Source organism: Limnobaculum eriocheiris (genome assembly GCF_021010575.1).
Taxonomy (GTDB): domain Bacteria; phylum Pseudomonadota; class Gammaproteobacteria; order Enterobacterales; family Enterobacteriaceae; genus Limnobaculum; species Limnobaculum eriocheiris.
In genome coordinates, this window is record NZ_JAJNAG010000004.1 from 63267 (window position 1) to 85281 (window position 22015).

Sequence of the window (22015 nt, forward strand, 5' to 3'; positions counted from 1 at the left end):
GTTAGGGAGTTGATTTGATTACACATATTAGCCCACCATTAGGTTCTATGGACCTGCTGTCACAGCTTGAGGTGGATACATTAAAAAGAACGGCCAGCAGCAACCTCTATCACTTATTTCGCAATTGTTCACTGGCGGTGCTGAACGCCGGTAGCAAAACGGACAACAGCAAAGAGTTACTGGACCGCTATAAATCATTTGATATTAACGTCCTGCGTCGGGAGCGCGGCGTTAAGTTAGAGCTGATCAATCCACCGGAAGAGGCCTTCGTTGACGGCCGTCTTATCCATTCCATTCAGGCTAACCTGTTTGCGGTGTTGCGCGATATTTTGTTTGTGCATGGTCAACTCACTCAGGCACTAAAGCACCAGAGAATGGACCCCGACAATTCAGTGCATTTAACCAATCTGGTATTTTTCATCCTACGCAACGCCCGCGCCCTGCACGTTGGTGAAGAGCCTAATATGGTCGTTTGCTGGGGTGGTCACTCAATTAATGAAACCGAATATCTGTATGCCCGTAAAGTAGGCAATCAGCTAGGGTTACGTAAGCTCAATATCTGTACGGGATGCGGCCCCGGTGCTATGGAAGCACCAATGAAAGGTGCCGCAGTTGGTCACGCTCAACAGGCTTACAAAGATAGCCGGTTTATTGGTTTAACCGAGCCGTCAATTATTGCCGCAGAGCCACCGAACCCACTGGTTAATGAACTGCTGATCATGCCGGACATTGAGAAACGTCTGGAAGCCTTCGTGCGCATTGCTCATGGCATTGTGATTTTTCCTGGCGGTGTTGGTACGGCGGAAGAACTGCTTTACCTGCTGGGTATTCTGATGAATCCGGAAAATAAAGATCAAATACTGCCTCTGGTACTCACCGGTCCAAAAGAGAGCGCTGATTATTTTGAAGTGTTGGACCAGTTTATCCTCAGCACCTTGGGCGAACAGGCGCGTAAACACTATAAAATCATCATTGACGATCCGGAAGAAGTCGCCCGGACAATGAAAAACGGCATGTCTGCGGTAAAAGAAAACCGCCGTGCAACCGGAGATGCCTACAGCTTCAACTGGTCAATTAAGATTGCCCCAGACTTACAGCATCCATTCGAGCCGAGCCATGAAAATATGGCAAACCTGAATCTCTATCCTAACCAGCCGCCGGAACAATTAGCGGCGGCACTGCGCCGGGCCTTCTCTGGTATTGTGGCAGGTAACGTAAAAGATGTCGGTATTCAGGCAATTGAGCAATATGGTCGCTATAAAATTCATGGCGATCCGCAAATGATGAAAGACATGGACAAGCTGCTGCAAGGCTTTGTTGCACAGCACCGCATGAAGTTGCCGGGTTCGGTTTATACCCCTTGTTATGAGATCTGCACTTAACCAATCTTGCGCAATAATCATTAACTCTGCCGGAGGTAACTCCGGCAGCTTACGGATAAGCGAAACCTATGCCTATACACCTGCTGATTGTTGATGCCCTCAACCTGATTCGTCGTATTCATGCGGTGCAAGGTTCCCCTTGCGCCCCTACTTGCGTGCGTGCTCTGGAACAGCTTATTCAGCATAGCCAGCCCACCCACGCGATTGCCGTTTTTGATGATGAGCAGCGTAATACCGGCTGGCGTCACAGGATCTATCCTGACTATAAAGCCGGCCGTTCCCCAATGCCAGAATCACTGGTACATGAATTACCACAGCTAAAGGCGGCTTTTGAACAGGCTGGTGTAACCTGCTGGCAATCCAGCGGTGATGAAGCTGACGATCTGGCCGCCACGCTGGCGCATCATATTAGCCAGAGAGGCTATCAAGTGACCATAGTGTCAACGGATAAAGGTTACTGCCAACTGCTAGCTCCTACTTTACGCATTCGTGATTATTTTCAAAAACGCTGGCTGGATGTTCCCTTTATTGAACAGGAATTTGGCGTCAGGCCAACCCAATTAACTGATTTCTGGGGGTTAGCCGGTATTAGCAGTAGCAAAATCCCCGGTATTGTAGGAATCGGCCCCAAAGCGGCGGCAACACTACTTAATCAATATGAGACGCTGGATGGAATCTACCAGCAAATAGACAGCGTGCCGGATAAGTGGCGCAACAAGTTAATCGAACATAAAGCGCTGGCTTATTTGTGCCGGGAAATCGCTACGCTCAGGCAAGATATTCATTTAGAGGGAAACCTTCAGCAGCTTCGGATAAATGAAAACAAGATGAATGAAGATAGCCTCAATTAATTAAAAAGCCCCGTAGCGTATTCACCACAGGGCTCAATTGAGTTTATTACTATCTTGTCAGCAATTAATCTCGCTCATCACGACGACCCGGTATTGATGCCCAAATACGGCGAACATGTACCGTAACTTCTTCACGGTCGTGATAAAGCTGCTTCGCATTAATTTGTGCATTGATGCCATTCTCTTTTAGCTTATCTTCAATCGCTTTCAAATTCTGGCACACTTCTTCATAGCGCTTTTTCATCGGTAGCTTCAGGTTGAAGATGGCCTCACGACACCAGCCCTTGATTAGCCAGTCAGCCATCAGGTTGGCTACCCGCCAGGGCTTTTCCACCATGTCGCACACAACCCAATAATTTGTTGAGTTAGCGGGTTCATAGCGGAATCCATCTTCACGGTGATGGGTCACCTGGCCAGTATCCATGATACTTTGGGCCATAGGTCCATTATCTACCGCATCGATCATCATACTGCGCTGAACCAGTTGATAGGTCCACCCACCGGGGCAGGCTCCGAGATCTACTGCTCTCATGCCGCTGGCCAAACGTTCTTCCCATTCATCTGCCGGAATAAACACATGAAATGCCTCTTCCAGTTTTAAGGTTGAACGGCTGGGCGCCTCTGCCGGAAACTTCAAACGAGGAATGCCCATAAAAAACGGTGAATTATTATTGCTGTATGAATAGCCGACATAGCAACAGCCACTGGCAATAAAGAACACATGAATCACCGGACGGCGTAAATTCTCTTTCGCCAGCAAAATACCCCGTTCACGCATCACTTGTCGTAAGGGTACCGTCAGCTTACGACAAAATTTCAACAGCTCTTTACCATCATTCGTATCGGGAACTTCCACCCGCACTTCACCGGCGTTTTCCACTACGCCCTGTATCATTCCAACAATAGGTGAAACGCGATCGTCTACCGGTAAATCTTTCAGCAAATCGCCAACAACCAGCATCTGGCGAGCGAAAATGAGTGAATTAAAAGGAAGCTCTTTTATCAGTCGGTCTGCATCTTCATGCTGATAACATTCAAACAGCACATAGCCGCTGTTATCTTTCACCCGAGGAAAACCATAAACTTCCAGTTTAGCCGCTTTTTCTGCAATCTCTGCCGCACATTCTTTCTCGAATCCCGGGCGGCAATACAACGCTACTTTATTCACTATTCAACCTTTTTACTCAGGCGTAATGCACCAACCAGCAGCAGAGCCCAACCAATTAAAAAACAAAAACCGCCAAGTGGCGTAATATAAGGCCACATGCCAACCGAAGTCAGCGCCAGCCAATACAGGCTACCGCTAAACAACACAATACCTACAGCAAGAAAAGCCGCGCTGCGTCGAAACCAAATGTTATTCCGAATCTGAACGACAACCCCTAAAGCCAACAGGGCCAGAGTGTGCATCCCCTGATAATCAAGACCGGTACGCAACCACGCCATTTGCTTTACGTCCAGAATTTTACTTAAACCGTGAGCACCAAACGCACCAAGAGATACAAAAATAAAACCGCTTATGGCAGCAAGTATCAGAATCCAACGACTATTCATTGTCATTTATACCTTCAAATGTAAGTGTTATAGCCAAACCTGCTGGAATTCTACCGGTAAATCCGACTTTATATAATCACTGTTTTGATTTTTGATGAGATCTATTCTTCATAACGCAGATAGACACTCTGCTGCTCGCTGCTGGCTAGTGCCAGAATCCACTCACGAAACGAGGCGATCTTCCCCAGTTCCGCCTGACTCTCATGACATACCAGATAGAATGCATTTTTACTGGCCAGCGCATGATTAAACGGACAAACCAGACGGCCTGATTCAATCTCGGCTAATGCCAGAACGTTATTCACTAATGCCACGCCCTGCCCATGAACTGCGGCCTGAACTACCATTGCCGTATGGCTAAATATTGGCCCCTGCTGCACATTTATATGCTGTAAACCTAGCTGTCGAATATATGCCTGCCAGTCCCGCCGGGATGAATCATGCAACAGAGTATGATGTTCCAGCGCCTCCGATGAAGTCAGTGGGTGCGAACCCATCATTAATGTCGGTGAACATACCGGAATCAAATACTCTGCATACAGCGGTTCAACTCTTAATCCGGACCAGTTACCGCGACCATAAAAAATGGCTACATCCACATCATCCGAGATTTTCCATTCATCGCGATCGATGGCCTGGATCCTTACGTCAATTTCCGGATGAAGCTGATGAAACCCCGACAGGCGAGGCACCAGCCACTGAATAGCAAAACTGGTAGGGACACTAACCGTTAGTGCGCCTTTTGCACTTCGGGCCTGTAGTTTACGTGTCGCTTCATTAAGAGAGGCGAATATCTCTTTTATGTCTAAATAGTAGCTCTGCCCTTCTTCCGTCAACAGAAGAGAGCGGTTACGACGACGAAAAAGTTTAAGGCCGAGAAAATCTTCCAATGACTTAATTTGGTGGCTAACTGCGGCCTGCGTCACAAAAAGCTCTTCGGAAGCTTTAGTAAAGCTAAGGTGGCGAGCGGCGGAATCAAACACCCTTAATGCATTTAATGGAGGTAATCGCTTCATAAGATTGGTAATACTTCCCGGCCCTGGTGATAATTTGTGAAATGCTTAGCTATTTTAGCTATTAACGCATTAGTTTTTCTAATGCGTTACATTATAAATTGTCCGTTGTACATATACCAGCAAATACCTATAGTGATGGCACTTCCTAAGCCGGAACGAAAAATGTGTTTTTTGAATGAAGGGCGCATTTTGGCTTTGTGGTTGTGATGTTGTGTTTGCTAATTTTCCTGACACTTGTCAGGTGCAATCATTAATTCACTGATTTCTTTGGATTAATGATGATTTAATTTTCTGAACATTTACCCTGTCTGTCCATAGTGATTACAGTAGCACCGCCAAGGCGGTGCTTTTTTTTATTCTGTTTTCAATCAGACAGCGGCATCATTAGTATGGCTGTTTAACATACTCTTTCATTTCGCTCTGTTTTATCTGCTTTTCACCATCAAAGCGGGTTTCATAAGTCACCATACCGGTGCTCTCATCAACCTTTGGCTCTCCCACCGTGATAATTTTAGTGCCATCTTGCATAGTCATCTCATAATGACTGGTACAGCCAGCTAAACCCAACGTGAGAGCCAGTGCAGCAGAGGCAAGAATAAAACGTTTCATAAACTATTCCTTACGGTTAAACAGGTTATACCTTAAATAATTTCGAGTGCAGGAACGCAACCAACGCCCCCACCACTTGAAGTATGATGGGCATATTACTCTTGGTAAAAGCCATACCATCATCTTAAATCTCTTTAACTATCTTCTGAAAAGCGCCTGACTGCAAATAAAATTAGCGGCAATTCACGGCAATTAATGGTGTGCTTTCAACTCACCGCTAGTACAATCAGAGTTATTGCAGACAAATGCGACCACTATTAATACCCACAGTGAATGGCCTCTTATGAAATCGTTTAATCCTGATCTATTTCGTCAACAGTTCCCCGCACTGAATGAAGCTGGCTGCTATCTGGACAGTGCAGCGACAACGCTTAAACCTCTGTCAGTGATTAACGCGACCAAAGAATACTACGCCCATAACGGTGCCACCGTGCATCGCAGTGCCCATACCGCAGCACAACAGGCTACCGAGCTGTTTGATAACGCTCGCTTGCGGGTAGCGCAACTACTCAATGCCGCCAGCGAACGACAAATTGTCTGGACCAAAGGCACTACCGAAGCCATTAATCTGGTGGCGCAAAGTTACGCTCGCCCGCGTCTACAACCTGGCGATGAAATTATTGTTCCCGAATCAGAGCATCATTCAAACCTGATTCCCTGGCTTATGGTTGCCGGACAGACCGGTGCAAAGGTAGTTAAGTTGCCACTCAATAAGTGGTTTATGCCTGACCTGAACCAGCTACCCGCATTGTTAAATAACAAAACTAAAATTCTGGCTATTGGCCATATGTCGAACGTCACCGGCGGTTGTCCGGACCTGCGTCTGACCATCAATCTGGCCCATCAGAATGGTACTATCGTAGTGGTTGATGGCGCACAAGGGGTGGTGCACTCCCCAGCGGATGTTCAACAGTTAGATATCGATTTCTATGCTTTTTCGGCCCATAAGCTATATGGTCCAACCGGAACGGGCGCGCTGTATGGTAAAGCGGAACTGTTAGCCGAAATGTCTCCCTGGCAGGGAGGCGGTAAGATGTTAACTCAGGCATCCTTCAATGGTTTTGAAGCTCAACCCGTTCCTGAATGTTTTGAGGCGGGTACCCCTAACATCGCCGGTGTTATTGGCGTTGGTGCCGCACTATCATGGCTCAATACTCAGGATATTGTTGAAGCAGAACGCTATGCCTGTGCACTGGCTCAGGCGGCCTACGATCAACTCTCATCGATTCCCGGATTTATCAGTTACCGGGCACCTGGCAGCAGCCTGCTGGCATTTAATATTAAGGGCTTTCATCACAGTGATATTGCCACTCTGCTTTCTGAACAAGGTGTAGCGATTCGCTCGGGGCAACATTGTGCCCAACCGCTGCTGGACGCGATGGGTGTAAGCGGTACCCTGAGAGCCTCTTTTGCCCCATATAATCAACTCGCTGATGTAGACCGGCTATACGATGCGTTAACTCACGCACTTTCACTACTGGAGTAATCATGCTGGCACCACATCCTTTTGGTACCGATATTGGTACGGAACAGCTTCTCAGCCTGTTTAGTGATAAAAAGCAGTGGGAAGATCGCTATCGCCAGCTCATCCAGCTATCAAAGCAGTTACCGCCGCTGCCGGAAGAACTCAAACAGCAGCACCTGGAGCTGAAAGGTTGTGAAAACCGGGTCTGGCTGGGGCATCAGCTCAATGAAGATGGAACTCTCCACTTCTACGGTGACAGCGAAGGCAGAATTGTAAAAGGTATTCTGGCAATTCTACTCGCTCAAATTGAAGGGCAAACGCCACAGCATATTGTCAAACTCGATCTGATGCAGTTATTCGATCGGCTAGGCATTCACCAGCAGCTCAGCGCTTCTCGCTCTCAGGGATTGGATTCTCTGGTTAACACAATAGAAAAAATAGCGCTTCTTTATATTTAAACCGCTCATGCCAGCGTTGAAATGGCTACGGTTGCCTATACCAATGAACCTAATATGGGCATAGTGAAAAGTATTATGCTGATGATTCCCTTCAATGTCAGAGCACTTCTTATTGTGTTTAGCACCTCAAAAGAAAAATATCTGAAAATCGGAATCTCTTCATTAATGTCACTAAAGTTTAAATAACACCTTGAGTGTATAAACCTGTAAAAACAGAAACTCATCTGTTCTACAGGCTAATAACCTACCTGCTACTGACTTCTGGCGGCTTTCGCCAACATCTTTTTCAAAGCATGAGACACAGCAATAAAACCAAATGATGCAGTAACCATGGTGATTGCCCCAAATCCTGAAGCACAATCCATCCTTTTCGGCCCTTCTGCGCTACTCTTTACGGCACAGACGCTACCGTCAGCCTGCGGATAAACCAACTGTTCGGTTGAAAATACACAGTCGATTCCCAATTTACCTTTACCGTTTTTCACTACGCCAAAATCGCTTTTCAACCGCTCACGCAGTTTGGCCGCTAAAGGATCCTGAATGGTTTTTGCCAAATCAGCTACCTGGATCTGCGTGGGATCAATCTGCCCTCCCGCCCCGCCGGTAGTCACTACCGGAATTTTATTACGGCGGCAGTAAGCCAGTAACGCGGCTTTAGGGCGAACACTGTCAATGGCATCAATAACATAGTCAAATTGCTTTGTCAGATACTCTGCCACATTATCTGCGGTAATAAAGTCATCAATACAGGTCACCTCACATTCTGGATTTATTTCCTCAATCCGACGGGCCATGACTTCACCTTTAGGTTGCCCCACTGTCTGGCGTAAAGCATGAATTTGGCGGTTAGTATTGGTGACACAAACATCATCCATATCAATCAAAGTGATATGACCAATGCCGCTGCGTGCCAGAGCTTCTGCCGCCCAGGAACCCACACCACCAATGCCGATGACGCAAACGTGTGCCTGAGAAAAAAGTGTCAGCGCAGACTGCCCATACAAACGGGCAATGCCGCTAAAACGTTGTAGATAGGCATCAGAATAGACAGCAGACATGGTGACCTCATATTGGCGATAACATCGAATTGCCTGATAACGCGATCCACAAACCGACAACAGATGTGATAATGATATACAGGCGACGGGGAGCAGACACTCGCCCACTCCCCGTCGATAAGTTTAATGGATTTAGCCGCCCGGAAAAAATAACCTCTTGCTAAATTTTCCGTAGTAACCGCTTAGTTTGATGCCGATGAAAACGGTGAATCAGCGGGAGCACTCAACACCCACACCCGGCCATAGTGATTATAAAAACCTGCCGCATGTCCGGCTTCATCGCCAATACCCTGATAAATATCAAAATGATGCCCTTTAATCGCCCCACCCACATCCAGAGCAATCATCAAACGCATTTCATACTTACCGGTAAATTTCCCCGTATTATCTAACAGGGGAACCTCGGCTAAAATGGTGGTGCCCGGTGGAATTAAGGTTTTATCCGAAGCCACCGATGCCCTGGCAATCAGAGGAACCGCACTGGCGCCTTTTACCGGCGCAGAATGCCTTGGCTTGAAGAAGACGAAAGATGGATTTTGTTCCAACAGCTCTCTGACTTCGGCTTCACTATGCTGTTCGGTCCAGCGCTTGATGGCCTGCATAGACATCTCTTCACGCGGCACTTCATTACGATCAATCAGCACTTTGCCAATACTGTTATAAGCACGACCGTTTTTACCCGCATAAGCAAAGAATACCAAAGGAGTGCCATCACCAAAGTCAACATATGCACTACCCTGCACTTCCATCATAAAGTTATCTACTAATGAATTACTGTAGGCTAACTCCAGATTTAAACCGTCCAGAGCACCGGCATAAATCCCGGCGCGATCGGGTAAGCGACGCATTTTATTACTTCGGTTTGGCATTGAGTACAGCGGATATTTAAACTCCCCCTGACGGGTATGGCGTGCATGGATAACCGGCGTGTAATAACCGGTAAACTGAACGTTTCCGTAGTTATCTACCCCTTCCATTTGGTAGGCGTCAAGCTTGAACTGAGATAGCTGAGGACCCTCTGCGCCAGCGGTCATCCACTGAAAAATCGCCTGATAGGTATCACGATATTTGTTATACAGCGACGGAGAAACCTGGCTGATTTCATAAACCTGCTGAGCAAAATCTCTGCCATTAACCGGCTTATTTTTAGCATTTGGGTTGTTCACCAAACCAAACGTATGACTTAACTTACCATCTTTATATTGTTGCCCACGATCGGTCGGCCGTGACTCACATCCTGCGAGTAACGCAATAACTACACCACCCAATATAAATTTTACCCAACGTCCTTTCATTATCTCGCCGCCTGCCTTTAATTAACCGCTACTCTATTGATTGCTATATTGCTATCGAACAATACCAAGGCCACCAGTATAAAGGAAAGTGCTTATAAAAAAAGTGACGATAATGAAATGATGAAAAGTTAACCAATCGTAAAATCCAAACCTCCTTTTTTGTTATTTTAAAGAAAAATAGCTTGCAACCTAAACTACAGAGAGTATTATGCGCCTCCTACGGACGCGGGGTGGAGCAGCCTGGTAGCTCGTCGGGCTCATAACCCGAAGGTCGTCAGTTCAAATCTGGCCCCCGCAACCAACTTAATACTATGCCAAGGTATTAAGGCAGAAACATCTTTTGTTGTAGTATCTAGTCTTATCGGACGCGGGGTGGAGCAGCCCGGTAGCTCGTCGGGCTCATAACCCGAAGGTCGTCAGTTCAAATCTGGCCCCCGCAACCAATCTGATATTATGCCAATGAATTAAAGTAAAGATGTCTTCTATTGCAGTATTTAGTCTTTTCGGACGCGGGGTGGAGCAGCCCGGTAGCTCGTCGGGCTCATAACCCGAAGGTCGTCAGTTCAAATCTGGCCCCCGCAACCAATCCGACTCTCTGATATTCTTTTCATTTACCATCTCCATCCATTCTCCTGTACTACGCTTAAATTTAATGTCTCTGAATTTTAGTTATACAGGTAGCCTATCGATGAAAATGTCCCCCTTTGCTTTTAGTCTGACAGACTGGGCCAGCGTAGAAAAGACGGAACACCGCGGCGAGACCGGTACGGTCTGGTGGCAAACCCGTTTTTTTGGTGAAGAGCAAAACAAAATTCGCGTTCGTATGGTTGAGTACTCCCCAGAATATCTTGCTGACCACTGGTGCAGTAAAGGGCATGTGCTATTCTGCCTGGAAGGAGAGTTAGAAACCACGCTGGAGGATGGCCGTAAGTTCGTACTAACGCCAGGGGTAAGCTATCAGGTTGGTGATAATGCGGAAGCGCACCAGTCCTATACCAAAACCGGCGCCCGCCTGCTGATTGTTGATTAATATTTGATGGTTGCGAAATAGGTCTTAATACCGGCAAAAACTGATTCAGCGATCTGTTGCTGGAATTTTGCCGTTTTCAACTTGCGCTCCTCCTCCAGATTAGAGATAAACGCAGTCTCAATCAGAATAGATGGAATATCCGGCGCTTTCAGCACGGCGAATCCGGCCTGTTCAATTTCATTTTTATGCAGTTCATTTACCCGCCCCATTCGGGTCAGCACTTCCTTACCAAATGTCAGGCTGCTGTTGATGGTGGCGGTTTGTACCAAATCAAAAATAGTGTGGTCGAGGTAGCGATCGCCGCTCTTACTCACGCCACCTATCTGATCCGCCTCATTCTGGGTTTGTGCTAAATATTTAGCCGCACTGCTGGTTGCTCCTTTGGTGGACAAAGCAAACACCGAAGAACCATTAGCAGAGCGATCGGTAAACGCATCAGCATGAATAGAGATAAACAGATCGGCCTTTTGCGCTCTGGCTTTTGCTACCCGCACTTTCAACGGAATAAATACGTCCTCATTACGGGTCATGTACACCTTCATCCCTGACTCTTTCTGAATCAACGTGCGTAACCGGCGCGCAATTTGCAGAACGATATTCTTCTCTTTAGTACCTCGTTTACCGATAGCGCCGGGATCTTCCCCACCATGTCCCGGATCGAGCATGATAACCAGAGGGCGGTCACGCCCGGCTTTTCCGGCCTGTGGCGGTGCCGCTGGCTGATCTTTTTCCAGCTCACCCAGATTGTACTCTTTCAATAACGCCAGCAGCGGATCGTCCGGTTCGGAAGAACCACCATTAGCCGGATACAGATCGACCACCAGACGGTTTTTAAACTCGGCAATCGGCTTTAGAGTAAACAGATTAGGATTGATATTTTGCTTTAATTCCAGCACCAGCCGAACCGTATCCGGGTCATGCTGCCCGACCCGAGCCAGCTTCAGATAAGGATCGTTATTCTGAACCTGAGCAGAAACCGCTTTTAGCACACTGTTTAAGTGAACATTCTCAATATCAATCACCAGACGATTGGGATTAGATAAAGCAAACTGTTTGTACTTTAGCGGAACCGTCGATTCCAGCGTAATTCGCGTATAGGTCGAAGAAGGCCATACGCGCACAGCAACAACGCTGGCCACAGAAGCAGCAATGCCAACGCCACTAACACTCAATAACCACGTCGCAGCGGCTCCCTGCAACAAACGGCGGCGTAAATAATTGGGTTTAGAGCTAGACATGATTCTCCGAAATAAAACGAACGACTGTTTACCAATAATATAAAGCTGGCGTAAAACTCTACCGAAGTGCAGCGGCACTGTCACGTTTTACATATATGTTATCTGCCTGTAAGCATAACTTTGAGATGAAAATACGTGAAAATAAGCACATAATGCTTAAACGCGTCGAAGCCTAATCAATTTTAATCGCTACGTCTATTGAATAATCCCTCACTAAATCACTTTTGGCTAAACTTTCTGCTTGCCAGAACATCTCAAATAGAATAAAAATACAAAAATTACGAATTATTATGCATTGAGGTTAATCATGAAGGAACGTAGCACTGAATTGGTTGAAGGTTTCCGCCATTCGGTTCCTTACATCAATACCCACCGGGGGAAGACCTTTGTCATCATGTTAGGTGGCGAGGCCATAGAGCATGATAATTTCGGTAGTATTATCAGCGATATTGGTTTACTTCATAGCCTGGGCATTCAATTAGTGGTGGTTTATGGTGCCCGCCCACAGATTGATGCCAATCTGGCGGTACACAATAAACCTTCGGTCTATCATAAACACACCAGGGTAACCGACGCAGAATCGCTGGAGCTGGTAAAACAAGCCGCGGGTCGTCTCCAGTTGGATATTACCGCTCGTCTGTCTATGAGCCTGAATAATACGCCGTTGCAGGGTGCCCATATTAACGTGGTTAGCGGTAACTTTGTGATCTCCCAGCCTTTAGGGGTGGATGATGGTATCGATTACTGCCATAGCGGGCGCATACGTCGGATTGATGAAGAGGCTATTCAGCGCCAGCTGAGCAGCGGCGCTATTGTGCTGTTGGGGCCGGTGGCGGTTTCGGTTACCGGAGAGAGCTTTAATCTCACCTCAGAAGAAGTAGCAACTCAACTGGCCATTAAATTAAAAGCCGAGAAAATGATTGGTTTCTGTTCTTCACAAGGGGTAGAAGACGAAAAGGGAAAAATTATATCGGAACTTTTCCCTAATGATGCCCAAACCTATCTGGATAAGCATGAGGCCCAGGGCGATTATAACTCGGGTACTGTACGCTTCCTGCGTGGAGCAATTAAAGCCTGCCGCAGTGGTGTTCGCCGTTGTCACCTGCTTAGTTATCAGGAAAGCGGTGCGCTGTTACAGGAACTATTCTCCCGCGACGGTATCGGTACACAAATCGTCATGGAGAGCGCGGAACAGGTGCGTCGGGCAACTATTCGCGATATTGGTGGGATTCTGGAGCTAATCCGCCCTCTGGAGCAACAGGGCATTTTGGTTCGCCGATCCAGAGAGCAGCTTGAAATGGAAATTGATAAATTTACCATTATCGAACGGGATAATATGACCATCGCCTGTGCGGCGCTCTACCCCTTCCCGGAAGAAAAAATTGGTGAAATGGCCTGCGTTGCCGTTCATCCCAACTATCGCAGCTCATTACGCGGTGAAATCCTGTTAGAGAAAATCAGCGGGCAAGCGCGCCTGATGGGGCTGGAGAAACTGTTTGTGCTCACCACCCACAGTATTCACTGGTTCCAGGAACGCGGGTTTATGCCAGCAGACATTGACGTTCTGCCGATGAAAAAGCAGGCTTTATATAATTACCAACGGCGATCTAAAATCCTTGTCACGCCGGTGTAGGTTTTATTGGTTTTACCGGGTGCTTTTTAGCCATCCGGTAAAATTTTCTATATTGCATTTCGACCGTAAAGCTATCAGTAAACTTCATTTTATGGTCGGTCAATACCGGCCATAATTATTTTAGCCCTTATGCTACGGGTAAAACGTCTCCTTGTAAGCGTTCTGCCAGCCCGCTATGGCGTTCCGTTGGGGTAGCTATAGCAGACAACAGAATATTTTCATTAGCAAACAGCGTTAGCTTCTGACGTGCCCGGGTAATTGCGGTATACACCAGTTCCCGGCTTAACAAAGGAGTAAAGGTGTCCGGCAATACCAGCACCGTATGGTCAAACTCCGAGCCCTGAGATTTATGCACCGTCATCACATAGGCGGTTTCACAATCCGGTAGACGGCTTGGCTGTATCGCTTTTAACGAACCATCAGGAAGCTGGAAATAGACTCTCATCTCTCCCTCCGACGTCATTAAGGCGATACCAATATCCCCGTTATACAAACCCAGCGAGCTGTCATTTCGATTAATCATTACCGGACGCCCTGAATACCAGACGCCGACACTATCATTTGGTTTGTTAATCAAACGTTTGCCTTGTAAAGCCTGCTCAATACGAATATTCAGCCCTTCAACCCCAAACGGCCCACTGCGCAATGCACACAGCAGACGGAACTGGTTAAACCGCGCCAGAATATCCTGAGGCTGACCAGATTTAATCTGTTCGAGATAGCCCCGATAGCCATCAACACAGGCTTCCAGCAGATGTAAATAGTCCTCTGGTGTTTTAACTGAAAACCAGCTCAAATCGCCATAATCCTGACTAAAACAACTAATAGCAGACCGTCCTTCCCCCTGATTAACCGCCAGCGACAGTTGACCAATACCAGAGTGCTGATGAAAGCGATAGCTCTTTTTCAAGAGAGATAAATTATCCCTGACGGCTACCGCATGCGGTAAATTCAGTGGAGAAATATTGAAACCGGTAAGGCGAGATAGCTCATCGGCGCGCTGCCGACTGTAACCTTGCTCCGCAAATCGACAGATGTCGCCTAAAACTGCCCCCGCCTCAACGGAAGCCAGTTGGTCCCGATCGCCCAGCAGGATCAGCCGGGCGTGCTCCGGCAAAGCCTCTATCAGACGAGCCATCATGGGCAAATCGACCATTGAAGCCTCATCCACAATCAACACATCAAGATGGAGTGGATTTTCCTTGTGATAGCGTAAACGGCGGCTGTTGGACTGAACCCCCAGCAAACGATGAAGGGTGGAGGCCTCGGTTGGCAACTGCTGGCGCCAATGCTCCTCCAGCGGTAATCCCTGAATCGCCTGACCTAATGACTCAGTTAATCTTGCCGCCGCTTTTCCCGTTGGGGCGGCCAGCGCAATACGTAATCGCTTTTCGCCAGCAAGCTGTAATAGTACCGCCAGTAATCTCGCCACTGTCGTGGTTTTTCCGGTTCCCGGCCCGCCAGAAATAATCGACACCTGACGCGTTACCGCAACCGCTGCGGCGACCTTTTGCCAGTTAATACCATCGTCAGTGGGTAAGAAATAGGCATCCAACGCGGAGCGTAACATATCGATTGTCTGCGATGTCTGGCTATTCGGTATCTCACTTTGGTGCAGAAAGAAGTTGGCAATAAGCCCTTCATCTCGCCACATACGTTGCAGGTAGAGCCGCTCGTGCTGCAAAACCAGCGGTGCGGGCAAATTGCCATTGGTAACCGCAGGTGCAGACTCCAGCGCCAGAATTAAATCAGCAAACTGTGGATATCCAGCCTTATGCCAGACTTCTGCGGCTAATTCAGTATGTCGACCATCAAACAACGTCGTCTGATTAAAATGACGTAAAAACAGGCACACATGACCGGCACCGGTTTCAGCACTTAAACAGGCAATTAACAATGCCAGACAAGAGTTATCACCAGCCAATAAACGGGCCAGTTGAATATCCAGAGGTCGCAAAAGGGAAGCATTCACGGCTTTTTGCAGCAGGCTAAACATCAGGCTATTTCCTCCTGACCGCTAAACATACGGTCTAACCCATCCACCAGCGCCCACTCAGGTCGACAATGGAAAACACCTTGCCCTGGCTTATCTTTTTCAATACCGCGTAAAAAAAGGTAAAACACGCCGCCAAAGTGACACTGATAGTCGTAATCAGCAATGCGGTGGCGTAAATAACGGTGGAGTGCCAACGAGTAGAGTTGATACTGTAGTTCATAACGATGCTCGCACATGGCATCGGCCATCGCCTGTGGAGTATAAGATGCTGTACTTTCTCCCAACCAGTTAGACTTATAATCCAACACGTAATAGCGCCCCTGCCAGCAAAACACCAGATCGATAAAGCCTTTTAACATGCCCTGAACCTGCCGAAAAACCAATTCAGGACAGCGGGCTGACAGTGGATCATAACGCTTAACCAAAGCGTCTAACCGATCTGCCTGTAGCAATGGTCCAATGGGTAGGTAAAACTGAAGCTCTGCCTGGCGATTGGCCGCTGAAATATCTTTTAAACAGATCCCCTGCTCATCTAATGGTGAAGAAAGGATAGTCTCTAACCACTGCTGCAAAACAGGCGTCCAGTGGCTTTCCAGCCCCTGTAACAGTACTTTTTCATTTAGCTCATGGCTATTTATCGGCTGGGTAAAATCCGTTTTCTCCAGTAAATCATGCAAAAAAGTTCCCGGAGCGGCGCCTTTCGGGAAAGTATGAGGAGACAGCAACTGTTGTGGATTCTCACCCTTTTCCCCAGCCGCATCGGTATCAAAACGAGGCAATAAGTCGTAATGGTGTGAGGTTCCCTGCTGCTGTAAGCCTGAATAGCTGGTAACACGCCAGCTGTTTTGCCGCTGGCTGCTAAAAGTGCGGGCTGCCAGCAGCTCTGGCTGTAATTGATTATCCTGCCACAGGGCTGCATCCATTTCCGCTGCGGTATGAAGCTGAATACCATCATGCTGTTCCAGCGTCTGTAAAGACTCCGCCAGAAAAACAGCATTGCCGGGTTGCCCGCGCTGTAATAAATATCCCATAGCGCTACGGTGTAAATCAGAGTTGCCCTGCCGCCGGTTTCCGGAATAAAGCGGCGTAACCCCAATACTGCAATGATAAACAGAGCGGGTGATGGCCACATAAAGCAAGCGCAGATCTTCGGCCAGACGCTCTTCTTCTGCCAGCGTTAGCGAATCCTCACTTTGCTGTAAATCCAGCATGGCGGAGAATGTTTCACGATCGTGATAAAACGCCTGATTCTGCTGGCGAAAGCCACAGATAAACGGCAGCCAGACCAGTGGATACTCTAATCCTTTCGATTTATGAATAGTTACCACTCTCACCAGATTGCGATCGCTCTCCAGCCTCAGTTGCTGGCTGTCTGAACGATCGTTTGGCTGGGTAATTTGTTGTGCTAACCAGCGAGCCAGTGAGTGTTCACTCTCCAGCTTTAGCGAGGCTTCCTGCAACAGTTCACCAATATGCATGATATCCGTTAAGCGGCGCTCACCGCCCAGCGTCACCAGCAGGTTTTCCGCCAGTTGTCGCCGGGACATCACTTCCCGCAACATCGGCAATACTCCACGTTTGAGCCAAAGCTGACGGTAACTGCTGAACTCTTCTACCAGTTGATCCCACTGCCGCTCATCCCGGTTAATATCATCAATCTGGCGGGCATCCAGCCCCAGCAAACTGCTGGCTAAAGCGCTGCGCAGCGTTCTCTCTTTTTCCGGCGCCAAAACCGCCTGTAAGAGCCACAGAATGTCTTTAGCTTCTGGTGTGGTAAACACACTCTCTCGGTTGGATAAATAGACGGAAGGTATCCCTAAAGCGCTTAAAGCATCCCTCACCAGCGCGGCTTCTTTACCGGTGCGAACTAAAATAGCAATATCGGCGGCGACTACTGGTTTGCGCTGTGTCGCGTTCACTAACCATGCTCGCTGCTGTTGGCCTGCTGTCAGCCACTCCCGAATCTGTACCGCACAGCTGCGGGCCATAAACTGCTGATACTCATTAAGACCGCACCCTTCTCCCGGCTGCAACCACAAAGAGACAGCCGGTTGGCTACTCCCATTCAACTCAAAGCTCAGGTGTTGATTTTTTTCTTCCGCATTAACCGGCATAAAGGGAATTTGCTGAAAAATAAAAGGGGCTGGCAGTTGCTGAAACAGGTGATTCACTGAGTTCACCATAGATGCTGAAGATCGCCAGTTAGTCTCCATCGTGTAGTGGTTACTTACTTCATTTCTGGCCTGCATATAGGTAAAAATATCCGCACCGCGGAAGGCATAAATCGCCTGTTTTGGGTCCCCTATCAGCAATAACCCGGTATCTTCACGACCACCGTACAGCTTATGGAATATGCGATACTGCTGTGGATCGGTATCCTGAAACTCATCAATCATTGCCACCGGATAGCGCAACCTGATAGCCTGCGCCAGAGCTTCTGCCCCGGTGCGTTGTAACGCGGAATCTAACCGACTCAGCAGATCGTCAAACCCCATTTCAGCACGCCGACGCTTCTCTTGCTGAACCGACAGACGAACTTCACTAATGGCTTTTGATAAAATTAAATCACGCAGGGTCAAAGGCTCGGAATAGATCAAATCAATGACAGTAAACAGAGGATCGACCGGTGCTTCGCCCTTTTTGGTTTTTTCACAAAGCACCGACTGGCGGAAATTATTCAGTTCTTTCGGTAGCTTATAATCCTGCGTCTCCTGCTCTGCCCACAAATTGACTTTTTGCAGCCAGTTGGGCAAATGCTTGGTGCTGTAGCTACGTTTATCTACACCTGACTGGCTGATTAATGATTCCAGCCCGGAACAGGCATCGCGCCACTGCTGCTTTAAAGCCTCAATGCGCTCAATAATCTGCTGGTGTCGCAATAAAATATCGTCCTGAGACGGCGGCTGACGTAACTGAGGGGCTTCCCCATGCAAATAGGGCATCACATCTGTCAGCAGAGATTCGGGTCCACTCCACTCGCTGTTTATCGCCTGGGCAACCGGCAAAGGCAACGGGTAACAATGACGACGCCAGAAATCGGCTACCGCCTGACGCCTTAAGGGAAGTTCATCTTCAATTAGCGATTGCTCAAACAAAACGCCCGATTCAAAGGCATTATGGCTCAACATACGCTGACAAAAACCGTGGATGGTATAAATTGCCGCCTCATCCATTTGACGTTCGGCGGCCAATAGTAAGTCGCCAGCCTCTTCTTTATCCGTCAATTCCGACAGTAATTGCGACAACAGCGGATCGCTACTGTCGTTACGAATACAGGCAATACGTAAACGGTGAATATTATCCCGAATACGGTTACGCAGCTCTTCTGTTGCAGCTTCGGTAAAAGTTACAACCAGTATCTCTTCCACTGACAGTTTACGCGGGTAAGCCGCCTGCTGGCCCAGCCCCAACAGTAAACGCAGATAAAGTACCGCAAGCGTATAGGTTTTCCCCGTGCCTGCTGATGCTTCAATTAAACGCTCCCCAAACAGAGGGAGCGTTAGTGGATCTAACCTTAAAGGCTGTGTAACCGTCATTATCACTGAACCTTCACCGGTAACGTTTTCTGCAGTGATGAGGCATCTTTATACACATCCCAACCTTTCAGCTCTGCATACTGGGTTTTCAGATCGCCTTGCCCCATAATTTGGGACATTACCGACAGCCCTTTACGCGCCATTACTGCCTGTTGATAGAAGGTTTGAATATCCTGTCTGGTCAATTTTTTCACCTGTTCCAATACCTGTTTACGTGTATCAAAACGGTCGTTACCGCGGCTAAAATCATTCAGATAAAGGGCCGTTTCTTCATCCATGGTTTGTGGACGCTGTTCCAGTTCATTCACCAACGCTTGACGATATTGATTAAAATCTTTATCACTAAGGGCGGAAAGTTTCTTATCTGCCATCTGATAGAAATTCAGATAACGTTCTTCCAGATGAGCCGGAGTCTGATTATTACTTTGTAGTAAGAAGCCAACACCCCATTGACGGCCTACGGTCATCGGGAAAGCAAACACGGCGTAGCCAAGCTGCTCTTCCGTTCTTAGCTGATTATAAAACCACGGCTGAATAATCTGAGTTAACAGGCTGCTGCGCGCCATGCTTTGCACTTCATCATAGTCGTCAGGAATATACACCGCTGCCAGCGCCGAATCGGTACTGCTGCCCGCCTTCATCAGGTTCGCCTGTTGGGTTTTCTCTACCACTACGTTCTGACCATGCCACCAACCGGAACCCTGACAGCCCAGCTGTTTACTAATGTTTAGCGCCATAGTTTTCACCTGCTCCTGAGTCATATCACCCAGTACAAACATTTCCGGTGAGCTGTTTGTCAGCAGTTGATTACGGTATTGAATGATGTCGTCAACCTTAATATCAGCCATCAGCTTACGACGCTCATCACGTTCAGTGTAAGGAACCTGAGAAATCGCTCTGACCGGCTGCAACGCCAGCTCATAAGCCTTGCCTTTTTCTGCCGCTTCCATCTGATCGCTATACCATGACTTGGCCTGTTCCAGCTCTTCCGGCGTTACGGTAAAACTGCGATATTGCTCCAGCAGAGCACTCACCAGACGAGGTAAATGTTGGCTGAAACCTGATGCAGAAAATTGTAAGCCGTTATTGGCTGAAGAAGAGAAACTGATCCCACCAACAGAAGCCTGATAGCTCAATTGAGACAGCGCCTGCTCAGACAAATAATCAGTTAAAGCAAACATCACCTGATTGCGAGCACTATCCTGCGCTTTAGCATTACGCAAAGCCAGCGTCACATTCACTTTAGGATCGTCAGCAAAGTATTTACTTGGGATATACCAGGCCCGGTTATTCGCCTCATTCAGTACCAACTGAGGCTCTTTAGTTTTATTTTCTGCCACCAGATTAAAATTATCCGGAATATAGGGGTTAAGCGCCGGGAGACTTAGCGTGATTTGCTTCTCTTCAGCCTTCCAGCGTTCAATCTGTTCAGGCTTGATTTTGTCAACCTGATAAGGGGCATCAACAAAATAGGCGGTTTTATTATGAGGTTCATCAGGGCTAATAAACCAGATACGCGCGGCCTCCGGCGTCATTTCATCCAGACGGACAGCAATGGCTTTAGGATCGTATTTATCCGCCAGATAATCAGCATCCAGAATATTTTGGATTGGAATATTCAGCATGGTGTCGGATAACCATTCGACATAATCCATATCGCGGGTAATGGATGGATAACGAAAATCCAGTTTTAACACATGGGCAATTTCATCAAAGTAATCTTTGCGAATACCTTCCTGACGAATCATTTTCAGATAGTCGAACACTGCCGCAATCACCTTATCGCGATTGGCCTGCCCTTTATCCGTTAATGAAATACCAATACTGAATACACCACCGTTGCGGTCAACGACCGGATTAACACCAGCACCAATGCTGTCTGCCAGCCCTTGCTTGCGCAACCAGTCTGACAGGGTATTCTCACTGCGGTTACCAATTAAATAACTTATATAGGTATCGGTTTTACTGCGAAACTCCGCCACATTGTTAGCGATACGAAACTCAATGCGCAATTGTTTACGCGGTTGAGCAGGTACATAGTGAATGATTAGCCCTTTCTCTTTTTCAGTAGCGGCCGGTACGGTAATAGGTGGAACCGTTGCATTATGGTTGTTGATTCGACCATAGGTATCATTTGCCAGTTTAGCCAAATCCGCTAAAGACTGATTACCATATAAAACCCCTACCATCAGATTGGCCGAATAGTAACGCTGGTAAAAGGCTTTTAGTTCATTCTGCAGTTTGCTGCCCGGCTTATCTTTTAGCGTTTCCAGATTACCGCCAGAAAACCGTGAGGTTGGGTGAGCCGGGTTTAAGGTTTCCGAACCGACTTGCCCAATGCGCATACCATCACGGGAACGGGCCATGGTTAACTCAGCATTCACCGCGTTACGTTCACGATCGGCATATACCGGATCTAACCGGGGTTCAGCAATAGCATCGGCCAGACGATCGACTGCCGGGGCCAACGCATCATTTTCCACTTCCAGATAGAACGCAGTACGATAAGATGCGGTGCTGGCGTTATGGCTACCACCGTGTTTTTTAAGATACTCAGAAATGCTGTCCGGCTCCGGGTAACGTTTTGATCCCATCAGAACCATATGTTCCAGATAGTGGGCCAGCCCCAGTTGGCTATCAGGATCTTCCAGCGAACCTACCGGTAAAGCCAGAGCCGCCAGCGATTTGCTGGCCAGACTATCGGATACCAGTAATACCGTCATGCCATTATCTAATTTAATTGCCTGATACTCACGCGCATCTCCCGCGCTTTTTTGTATCTCCTCGGGTAATGGCTTCCACCCCTGAGCCGCAAATGCCAGAGGTGCCCAACAAGATAACATCAGTATGGTGCCTGCGATCCAGGCATGTAGCTTACGCATTAGATTTCCTTC

The 22015-nt window shown here is 47.7% G+C and carries 16 protein-coding genes and 3 tRNA genes; 9 read left to right on the forward strand and 10 right to left on the reverse strand.

Annotated elements, in window-relative coordinates; genetic code table 11:
* Positions 1-14 precede the first annotated feature (14 nt).
* Both ppnN and xni read left to right on the forward strand, forming a co-directional pair.
* Positions 15-1382 carry a nucleotide 5'-monophosphate nucleosidase PpnN gene (gene ppnN / locus LPW36_RS03435; RefSeq protein WP_230608079.1) on the forward strand — a complete coding sequence of 456 codons (1368 nt, stop codon included), beginning with the start codon at positions 15-17 and terminating at the stop codon, positions 1380-1382.
* Positions 1383-1450: 68 nt separating this feature from the next.
* The gene (xni, locus tag LPW36_RS03440; protein WP_230608080.1) at positions 1451-2233 is read left to right on the forward strand and encodes a flap endonuclease Xni; all 783 of its coding nucleotides are present in this window, start codon (positions 1451-1453) and stop codon (positions 2231-2233) included.
* A 64-nt stretch (positions 2234-2297) separates the two neighbouring features.
* On the opposite strand, the gene rlmM is transcribed toward xni, so the two are convergent.
* From rlmM to LPW36_RS03460, 4 genes are all read right to left on the reverse strand, one after another.
* Positions 2298-3401 carry a 23S rRNA (cytidine(2498)-2'-O)-methyltransferase RlmM gene (gene rlmM, locus LPW36_RS03445; protein ID WP_420844709.1) on the reverse strand — a complete coding sequence of 368 codons (1104 nt, stop codon included), beginning with the start codon at positions 3399-3401 and terminating at the stop codon, positions 2298-2300.
* Positions 3401-3787, reverse strand: coding sequence for a DUF423 domain-containing protein (locus LPW36_RS03450; protein WP_230608081.1), 387 nt, complete (start codon positions 3785-3787; stop codon positions 3401-3403). The genes rlmM and LPW36_RS03450 overlap by 1 nt, the downstream gene beginning before the upstream one ends.
* Before the next feature lie 101 nt (positions 3788-3888).
* Positions 3889-4803 (reverse strand): transcriptional regulator GcvA, encoded by a 915-nt coding sequence (locus LPW36_RS03455; protein ID WP_230608082.1) that lies wholly within the window; start codon positions 4801-4803, stop codon positions 3889-3891.
* Between the two features lie 384 nt (positions 4804-5187).
* The gene (locus LPW36_RS03460) at positions 5188-5412 is read right to left on the reverse strand and encodes a YgdI/YgdR family lipoprotein (protein ID WP_230608083.1); all 225 of its coding nucleotides are present in this window, start codon (positions 5410-5412) and stop codon (positions 5188-5190) included.
* Positions 5413-5695: 283 nt separating this feature from the next.
* Between LPW36_RS03460 and csdA the strand changes: the two genes are divergently transcribed.
* Both csdA and csdE read left to right on the forward strand, forming a co-directional pair.
* Positions 5696-6898, forward strand: coding sequence for a cysteine desulfurase CsdA (csdA, locus tag LPW36_RS03465; protein ID WP_230608084.1), 1203 nt, complete (start codon positions 5696-5698; stop codon positions 6896-6898).
* A 2-nt stretch (positions 6899-6900) separates the two neighbouring features.
* Positions 6901-7335, forward strand: coding sequence for a cysteine desulfurase sulfur acceptor subunit CsdE (gene csdE / locus LPW36_RS03470; RefSeq protein ID WP_230608085.1), 435 nt, complete (start codon positions 6901-6903; stop codon positions 7333-7335).
* Positions 7336-7586: 251 nt separating this feature from the next.
* Here csdE and tcdA read toward each other — a convergent pair whose 3' ends face one another.
* Complete coding sequence (gene tcdA / locus LPW36_RS03475; RefSeq protein WP_230608086.1) at positions 7587-8393, reverse strand: tRNA cyclic N6-threonylcarbamoyladenosine(37) synthase TcdA; 807 nt, start codon at positions 8391-8393, stop codon at positions 7587-7589.
* Positions 8394-8575: 182 nt separating this feature from the next.
* Positions 8576-9688 (reverse strand): murein transglycosylase A, encoded by a 1113-nt coding sequence (gene mltA, locus LPW36_RS03480; protein WP_230608087.1) that lies wholly within the window; start codon positions 9686-9688, stop codon positions 8576-8578.
* A gap of 224 nt (positions 9689-9912) precedes the next feature.
* On the opposite strand from mltA, the gene LPW36_RS03485 reads away from it, so the two are divergent.
* The 4 genes from LPW36_RS03485 (at position 9913) to LPW36_RS03500 (ending at position 10718) form a co-directional block, all read left to right on the forward strand.
* A tRNA-Met gene (locus LPW36_RS03485) sits at positions 9913-9989 on the forward strand.
* A gap of 65 nt (positions 9990-10054) precedes the next feature.
* Positions 10055-10131 (forward strand) — tRNA-Met (locus LPW36_RS03490).
* A gap of 65 nt (positions 10132-10196) precedes the next feature.
* Positions 10197-10273: transfer RNA gene (locus tag LPW36_RS03495), tRNA-Met, on the forward strand.
* Positions 10274-10376: 103 nt separating this feature from the next.
* Positions 10377-10718, forward strand: coding sequence for a DHCW motif cupin fold protein (locus LPW36_RS03500; RefSeq protein ID WP_230608088.1), 342 nt, complete (start codon positions 10377-10379; stop codon positions 10716-10718).
* Here LPW36_RS03500 and amiC read toward each other — a convergent pair.
* Entirely contained in the window at positions 10715-11956 is a 1242-nt protein-coding gene (gene amiC, locus LPW36_RS03505; protein ID WP_230608089.1) for an N-acetylmuramoyl-L-alanine amidase AmiC, read from the reverse strand. The genes LPW36_RS03500 and amiC overlap by 4 nt on opposite strands.
* 304 nt (positions 11957-12260) lie before the next feature.
* Here amiC and argA point away from each other — a divergent pair, with 304 nt between their 5' ends.
* The gene (gene argA, locus LPW36_RS03510) at positions 12261-13589 is read left to right on the forward strand and encodes an amino-acid N-acetyltransferase (RefSeq protein WP_230608175.1); all 1329 of its coding nucleotides are present in this window, start codon (positions 12261-12263) and stop codon (positions 13587-13589) included.
* Positions 13590-13716: 127 nt separating this feature from the next.
* Here the strand turns inward: argA and recD are convergent, their stop codons facing one another.
* From recD to ptrA, 3 genes are read right to left on the reverse strand one after another with little or no spacing between them, the layout of a single operon-like run.
* Entirely contained in the window at positions 13717-15585 is a 1869-nt protein-coding gene (gene recD, locus LPW36_RS03515) for an exodeoxyribonuclease V subunit alpha (protein ID WP_230608090.1), read from the reverse strand.
* Complete coding sequence (recB, locus tag LPW36_RS03520) at positions 15585-19121, reverse strand: exodeoxyribonuclease V subunit beta (protein WP_230608091.1); 3537 nt, start codon at positions 19119-19121, stop codon at positions 15585-15587. Before recB ends, recD begins: the two co-directional genes overlap by 1 nt.
* A 2-nt stretch (positions 19122-19123) precedes the next feature.
* Entirely contained in the window at positions 19124-22003 is a 2880-nt protein-coding gene (gene ptrA / locus LPW36_RS03525) for a pitrilysin (RefSeq protein ID WP_230608092.1), read from the reverse strand.
* Between the last annotated feature and the right edge of the window lie 12 nt (positions 22004-22015).